The organism is Streptomyces sp. NPDC059524 (genome assembly GCF_042749255.1).
GTDB lineage: Bacteria > Actinomycetota > Actinomycetes > Streptomycetales > Streptomycetaceae > Streptomyces > Streptomyces xanthii.
This window is the reverse complement of record NZ_JBHYTK010000051.1, coordinates 38,591-45,663: the sequence shown is the minus strand read 5'-3', so window position 1 is coordinate 45,663 and position 7,073 is coordinate 38,591. Positions and strand designations below refer to the sequence as shown.

Sequence of the window (7,073 nt, the reverse complement as noted above, 5' to 3'; positions counted from 1 at the left end):
TCCTGGAGCGCGACGAGAACTTCCCGGACGACCCGGCGGAACTGGGCCGCGAGGTCGAGCGGATCCGCGAGGTGGTGGCAGCGGGCCCGGGCGCCCCCGCGGGGAGGGGCGGGGGGGGCGCCCCCGCCCCGGGCGGCGGCGGGAGCCCCGCCCGCCACCACTGTCAGCGCAGTGAGCAGGGCGGCCGCGGACAGATGTCTCCATCTCCTGGACACTCCGTGATCCTTTCTTCCGAGGTCGACGCGGACAACGCGGAGGTCAGCCCTTCACGGCGCCCACCGTGAGTCCGCTGATGATGTGGCGCTGCATGTAGATGAAGAAGATGACGACGGGCGCGACCGCGAGCAGCAGGTTCGGGAAGACCTTCGTCAGGTCCGTCGAGTACTGGCTGATGCCGGCGTAGATCGCCGTCGTCACCGTGTAGTGCCCGGAGGACGGGCTGAGCAGGATCTGCGGGGAGACGAAGTCGTTCCAGATCCCGATGGAGTTGAGGATCAGGACCGTGACGACCGCCGGACGCATCAGCGGGAAGATGATGGTCCAGAAGGTGCGGTAGCGGCCCGCGCCGTCGATCGTCGCCGCGTGGTCGATGTCGACCGGGATCGTGCGGATGAACCCGACGAACAGGAAGATGCTCACCGGCAGGGTCGACGCCACGTCGTGCGCGACCAGACCGGTGACCGTGTTCGCGAGACCGATCTCCCGCAGCACATAGATCACCGGGATGATCACAGCCGCGCCCGGGATGAACGTACCCGCGAGGAAGTACAGCAGCACCAGCTGCGTGCGTTTCTTCAGGCTGCGCGCGATCGCGTACGCGGCAGGGCCCGCGAGTGCGATGCACAGCACGTCCACGATCACGACCAGGAACAGCGTGAACCCGTAGCCGCCGATCACGTTGAACTGCGGGCTGCTGATCGCCGCCGACATGTGCTCGAAGGTCAGAGCGGACAAGGGAATCGAGAACGGGTTGTTCAGGATGTCCTGCTGCGACTTGAACGCGTTGACGACCAGCAGATAGACCGGCACGACCATGACGACGAACAGGACGCTCAGCAGTACCCAGCGCACCGGGGAGCGCGTCCCCTCGCGCTCCGCCCGCACCGTGTCGTCCTGTTCGGGCGGCCGGACCTTCGGCTTGTCGCCCTTTCGCGTCGTGAGCGCCTCTGTTACGACCACCACCGGCTCCTTACCGACCCGTCGCTGCCTGGTCCTGCCGGTTGCGCAGCGCCGTCACGAGGAGGGCGAGCACGGCGGAGACCACCATCAGGAACACCGCCTGAGCGGTCGCGTAACCGACCTTGGTGCCCTCGAAGGACCGGGCGAGAATGAGATACGTGAACGTCTGCGTGGACCCGGCGGGACCACCGCCGGTGAGGCTCACCACGATGTCGTAGGCCCGGATGAGCCCCACCAGGTCGAGCACCGTCGCCACGGTCACCACCGGCGCGATCATCGGGATCACGACCCGCAGATTGATCTGCCGCTTGTTCGCGCCGTCGATCGCGGCGGCTTCGAGGAGCTCGGCCGGCACGGTCTGCAGCGCGGCGACGAACAGCACCACGTTGAAGCCGAAGCCCGCCCACACGATGACCGCGATCAGCGAGACGAGCGCGAACTTCTCGTCGAAGAGGAAGCCGACCGGCTCGATGCCGAACTTGGCGAGGGTGTTGTTGACGGCGCCGTTCGTGCCGAGGATCGCCGCCCACAGATAGCCGAGGATCAGCGCGCTGATCACGTGCGGGAAGTAGGCGACCGCCCGGAAGAACGAGTTCGTGCGCGACTTCCCCTTGAGGGCGAGGGCGTACACCAGCCCCAGGCCCACCATGAGGACCGTGCCGGCCACGGAGATCAGACCGGTCACGTACCAGGCGTCCGTCGAACTCGGGTCGTCGAACAGGTGCGTGTAGTTGTCGAACCCGATGAACGCGGCGGACGAGAAGCCGTCCCAGTCGGTCAGGCTCAGATACACGGCCACGCCGACCGGCACGACCGTCATCACCGTGTAGAGCAGGACCGCCGGGCCCATCATGCCGAGGGAGACGGCGGACTCGCGGACACGAGCCCGCCGCCGACCTCGGGTCACTGCTGGGAGTCCCACCACTTGTCCAATCCGTCCGCGACGGCCTTCGGGGACGCGCCCGTGTACAGCGACTGGATCTGCTTGTTGAGCTCGTCGCTGAACCCGGCGACCGGCTGGTTCTCACCCGACTTCACGATCACCGACGGTGCTTTGTCGAGGATCTTCTGCACCGATGTGCCCAGGCTCGACATCGGGTACGAGAAGCCCTGGCGCAGGTTCGCGTCGGAGGCGAGCTGGCTCTTGATGGCCTCCGGGTCGGTCGTCGCCCACTTCACGAACTCGATCGCCTCGGCCTTGTGCGGCGACTTGTTCACCACGACGTACGGGTTCGAGACGTTGCCGAACTGACCCGACGGGTACGCCCCGTCGGTCGGCATCGTGAACACCCCGATGTCGTCGCTCTTCTTCGCGGCGTCGGCGGCCGGCACGAAGAACGAACCCATGATGTACATCGCCGACTTGCCGTTCAGGAACGCCGTCTGGCCGTCCGGGTACGTGACACCGAGGGCGCTCTTCTGGAGGTAGCCCTTGTCGATCCAGCTCTTGTACGCCTTGAGATACGGGAGGTAGCCGCTGCCCGCGAACGACGTCTTCTTCGCGTTGCGCTTCACCGTCCACTTGGGGTCGGCGGTGAGCACGCCCGCGTCCGCCATCATCGAGAACTGGCCGCCGGTCACCCACTGGCCCGCCGTCTGTAGCGGCGCGTAGCCTGCGCCCTTGAGCTTGCCCATGGCGGCGGTGAAGTCGTCCATGGTCCTGATCGCGGTGGCGTCCAGGCCGGCCTTCTCGAAGGCCGCCTTGTTGTAAAAGACGAGGGACTGGATCTGCTCGCCCACCCCGGCCATGTACTGCTTGCCGTCGACCTTGTACTGGTCGGCGAGCGGGGTCTTGGCCGCCCAGGCCTGGTCGGACAGATCGGCGAAGAGCGAGGCCGTCTCGGCGGTCGGCGTGATCTGCTGTGCGACGTCCGGCGGGTCGCCGGCGGCCAGGTCCTGGCGCAGCTTGGCGTCCGCCGCGACCGTGCCGGTCAGTTCGAGCTTGACCGTCACGCCGGGGTGCGCCTTCTCGTACTTCGCGAAGAGGTCGTTCCAGTACTTCTCCGTCAGGTTCGGCGTGATGTTGACGATCACGCGGAGGGTCGTGCCCTCCGCGGCCTGGTCGGACCCGCCGCCGCAGGCGACGGCCGACGCCATCACCAGCGGAGCCACGGCGAGCGCACAGGTCCGGCGCCACATTGCTCTCATGGGACACGCTCCATTGCGGTCGTAGATAATCGATAGGTCATGTTCGGGCGGAGCTCGTGACGAGTGGTACGAGGGGTCCGGCCGAAGGGGGGGGAGGGTCGCGGGATGTGAGATGCGGCTGCCACGCGAGCCAGTAATCGTCTATCGATTACTGATGCTAGGGGGGCCGCCCGCGCATGTTCAAGAGTGCTGCGGCAACCGCTTTCCCGGGTCCTCGTCGAGGAACAACTCGACCACCGGCAACAGCACATCGGGCCGCGCCACCGGGAGCGTCAGGGTGAGCGTGCCCGCCGGCCGGCCCGGGGGAGCCAGGTTGTTGTGCTCGTGCCGCGCCCCGTCGATCTCGTGGAAGGCTACCTCCGAGCCGTCGTGCAGGAACTGGGCGTAGCGCACCCGGCCGGCCATCCCCGGAAGGTGGACATGGCGCAGCGGCCAGGCGAGCAGATGGAGGTAGAGGCGGCGCCCCGACCGCGTGTAGAGGGCGTTCGCGGGTGCCCGGCACGGGCTCGGTCCCGCGCCGTGCACCGCCCGCCCGTGCAGCCGGGTCCACTCGCCGATCGCCCGCAGGGTGCCCTCCGCCCGCGGATCCAGCGCGCCACGGCCCGTGGGCCCGACGTTGAGCAGCAGATTGCCGCCGCACGCGACCGACTCCACCAGCATGCGCACCAGCAGCGCGGGGTCCTTGTAGTCGTGGTTGTCGCGGTCGTAGCCCCAGGAGCCGTTGAGGGTGTGGCAGGCCTCCCACATCACCGGGACGCCGTCCCGCTCCACGGGGCGATCGGGCTGGTACTGCTCGGGCGTCACATAGTCGCCGGGGACGCCGAGCCGGTCGTTCACGAGAATCCCGGGCGCCAACTCCCGCACCATGGCCAGCAGTTCGCGCGCACCCCACTCCTCAGGACCCATCCCGGGGTACGAGAAGTCGAAGAAGAGCAGATCGACGGGCCCGTACCCGGTGAGCAACTCCCTGACCTGCGCCCGCAGATACGAGCGGTAGCGCGCCAGATCCCGCGGCTCGCCGGCGGTTCCGGTGCCGCGCAGCGGATGGTGCTCGTCCACGGGGAAGTCCGGGTGGTGCCAGTCCAGCAGCGAGTAGTACAGGCCGACGCGCAGTCCCTCGGCGCGCATCGCGTCGGCGAACTCGGCCACCAGATCACGGCCCTTGGCGCGCACCGATGTGTAGTCGGTGTGCGCCGAGTCGAACAGGCAGAAGCCGTCGTGGTGCTTCGCGGTCAGCACGGCGTAGCGCATCCCGGCCCTGCGCGCGGCCCGAGCCAGCTCCCGGGCGTCGAAGAGGTCCGGGTCGAAATGCTCGAGGTAACGGTCGTACGCCTGCTGGGACATGGCCTCACGGCTGCGCACCCACTCGTGCCGCGCCGCGAGGCTGTAGAGGCCGAAGTGGACGAACAGCCCGAAGCGTGCGGCCTCGAACCAGCCGGCGGGTGCGCGGGGTCCGGAGGGTGAGTCAGGCCTGGAGGGCGAGGAGGGCACGGAGGACTCCTGAGGGCGTTGACTGATGGCATTGACATCGCTAATCGATTGGCTGTTATCTACCATCGATAGGCGATGCTGTCACTGGCGTTGCGTGCGAGGAGCACGCGGAGAGGCAAGTGAATGAACCCGAGCAGGGATCGAGGAACGCCGTCGACGGGGGAGACCCGGATCTACGAGTCGATGAGGGCGCCGGTGCACACCGCGCCCTACGCACGGCCGACCGCGCGCATGGTGGAGGCGCTCGAGGACGTGAGCGCGGCGACGGCCTGCGCGAAGCTGCATCAGATGGGCATCACCCGGACCTTCATCGACGGCCCCGTGCCGCTGCACCGCGAGCCGGACGTCAAGGTCACCGGCGGCGCCGTGACCCTGCAGTTCCTGCCGCGCCGGGAGGACGTGTTCAACGGGGCGGAGCAGGAGGACGCCGAGCGCGACACGGCGCTGTGGGGCGTTCTCGAGTCCATCCGGCCCGGCGACGTGCTGGTGGTGTCCGCCCACGGCAGCCACTTCACCGGCTGCCTCGGCGACATGCTGGTGCGCTACTTCAAGCTGCGCGGCGGCGCGGGCATCGTGGTCGACGGGCGGGTGCGGGACGCGGCCCGGGTCAGGGCCCTCGGGGTGCCGATCTGGTGCACGGGCGTCACACCGCACTACGCCTCGCAGACCGAGCTGTTCCCCGCGGCGTTCAACGTGCCGGTCGGGGTGGGCGGCACGCTGGTCACCCCGGGCGATCTCATCGTGGCCGACGAGGACGGCGCGGTCGTGGTGCCGCAGCACAGCGCGATCCCGCTGGCCGACGACGCGCTGCTGCACCAGGACCGCGAGGCGTTCGCCCGTCGCCGGCTCGACGAGGGCGGGATCCTGTCCGACTACTACCCGCTCACGGGCGAGGGCCTGGAGGAGTATCTGGCGAGCCGGCAGCCCGCGACCTGAGGCGGCCTCGCCCGGGACCGGGTCCGGCCTCAACGGCGGGCGTAGTAGAGGGAGTTGTGGGCGGTGTCCGGCAGATAGAGCACGTCCTGCCCGTCGGCGTCCCGGCGCACCGCGAGCCGGTCCGCCGTCAGGCCCGGCGTGGGTGACGACGACGTCCAGGCGCCGCCCGCCTCGGTCGCCACGAAGACGCGGTCGGCGCCCGCGGCGGTCACGTAGTAGACGCGCTTGCCCTCCGTCCCGTCCCAGGTGATGCCGATCGCGGCGGCGGTCTGCCCGCCCGCGTACACGGTCTGCCGCGCCCAGCCGGCACCGCTCGGGTAGGCGTAGTACACCCGGAAGTCGCCCGCGCTGTCGGCCGAGCGGTAGCGGAAGGCGACCTTGGGCGTCGAGCCGTCGAGGGTCAGCTTGGCGCTCTGCACGGCGGGCCCGGTGTACCCGGTGTTGTCGGTGCTCCACTCCTCGCCGGCGGTCAGGCCCTGGAGGACGTCCGAGGTGTCCGGTGTGGTCGGGACGGCGAGGGCGGCCCCGGTGTGGTCGGTGAACTCCCCGGTGGCCGGGTCGTAGCGGAGATACGAGAGCTGGTGGCGGAAGCCGGACGCGGGGGCCTTCGACCACTCGTACAGGAGATGGACGCGACCGGCGGCGTCGACCTGGAGGTCGTCGGGGTAGACGGAACGGTTCAGGGCGGAGCCGAACGTGGCGATCACGCTCCACGTCGCCGTGGCGTTGTCCCAGTGGTAGAGCTTGCCGGGACGCTGGTCCGCACCGCAGCCCACCCGCGCGGCCAGGTACAGGTCCCCGTCGGGGGCAGTCGTCAGCACGGGGTAGGTGATGCCGGCGCCCTGGTCGGGCAGTCCGCCGGCGTGATCGGTCAGGGCGCCGCCGGCCGCGTCGGAGCGGAAGTAGCGCCATGTGTCGCAGTGCATGGAGGTGAAGACGTGCAGCCGGCCGCTGCCGTCGCGGGCGACGGAGGGCTGGTTGTGGCCGTTGTCGTCGGTGTACTCGGCCTGCGTTCCGTCGCTCCTGAGCAGCGGGAGCCGGCTCCAGGTGCCGTCCGGGGCGCGGCGGGCGACGGCCGGGCGGTGCGTGGTCCCGGTCGTGCCGGGTTCGTTGAACGCGAAGTACGTGTACTCGCCGTTGCCCTTGTAGGTGGCCGCGGGGGTCCACCAGGCGGCCTGGTTCGACGAGTCCATGGCGTACGGGACCTTCTCGACCACGGTCGTCGCGGTGGTGGCCTGAGCGGTCGCGGCGAACGTGAGCGCGGCGGTGAGGGCCGCGGCCGACGTGGTGAACGCGCGGGCGCCGACATTGCGCACGGT

The 7,073-nt window shown here is 69.5% G+C and carries 7 protein-coding genes; 1 reads left to right on the top strand and 6 read right to left on the bottom strand.

All coding sequences use genetic code 11. The features are described from left to right. The 5 genes from ACFW9D_RS16905 to ACFW9D_RS16885 all read right to left on the bottom strand — a co-directional run. A partial coding sequence (locus tag ACFW9D_RS16905) for a hypothetical protein (protein ID WP_384622731.1) occupies positions 1 to 215 on the bottom strand: 215 nt, incomplete at its 3' end. Between the two features lie 43 nt (positions 216 to 258). Beyond that, positions 259 to 1,179 carry a carbohydrate ABC transporter permease gene (locus ACFW9D_RS16900; RefSeq protein ID WP_384622728.1) on the bottom strand — a complete coding sequence of 307 codons (921 nt, stop codon included), beginning with the start codon at positions 1,177 to 1,179 and terminating at the stop codon, positions 259 to 261. A gap of 10 nt (positions 1,180 to 1,189) precedes the next feature. Continuing rightward, the gene (locus tag ACFW9D_RS16895) at positions 1,190 to 2,086 is read right to left on the bottom strand and encodes a carbohydrate ABC transporter permease (protein ID WP_384622725.1); all 897 of its coding nucleotides are present in this window, start codon (positions 2,084 to 2,086) and stop codon (positions 1,190 to 1,192) included. Continuing rightward, complete coding sequence (locus ACFW9D_RS16890) at positions 2,083 to 3,327, bottom strand: ABC transporter substrate-binding protein (RefSeq protein ID WP_384622722.1); 1,245 nt, start codon at positions 3,325 to 3,327, stop codon at positions 2,083 to 2,085. Before ACFW9D_RS16890 ends, ACFW9D_RS16895 begins: the two co-directional genes overlap by 4 nt. A 180-nt stretch (positions 3,328 to 3,507) precedes the next feature. Then, on the bottom strand, positions 3,508 to 4,818 hold the full coding sequence (locus tag ACFW9D_RS16885) for an alpha-L-fucosidase (RefSeq protein ID WP_384622719.1): 1,311 nt from the start codon (positions 4,816 to 4,818) through the stop codon (positions 3,508 to 3,510). A 123-nt stretch (positions 4,819 to 4,941) separates the two neighbouring features. Between ACFW9D_RS16885 and ACFW9D_RS16880 the strand changes: the two genes are divergently transcribed. Further along, positions 4,942 to 5,754 (top strand): ribonuclease activity regulator RraA, encoded by an 813-nt coding sequence (locus ACFW9D_RS16880; protein WP_384622717.1) that lies wholly within the window; start codon positions 4,942 to 4,944, stop codon positions 5,752 to 5,754. A gap of 29 nt (positions 5,755 to 5,783) precedes the next feature. Here the strand turns inward: ACFW9D_RS16880 and ACFW9D_RS16875 are convergent, their stop codons facing one another. Then, a complete protein-coding gene (locus ACFW9D_RS16875) occupies positions 5,784 to 7,070 on the bottom strand; it encodes a BNR-4 repeat-containing protein (RefSeq protein ID WP_384622714.1) in 1,287 nt (428 codons plus the stop codon). Between the last annotated feature and the right edge of the window lie 3 nt (positions 7,071 to 7,073).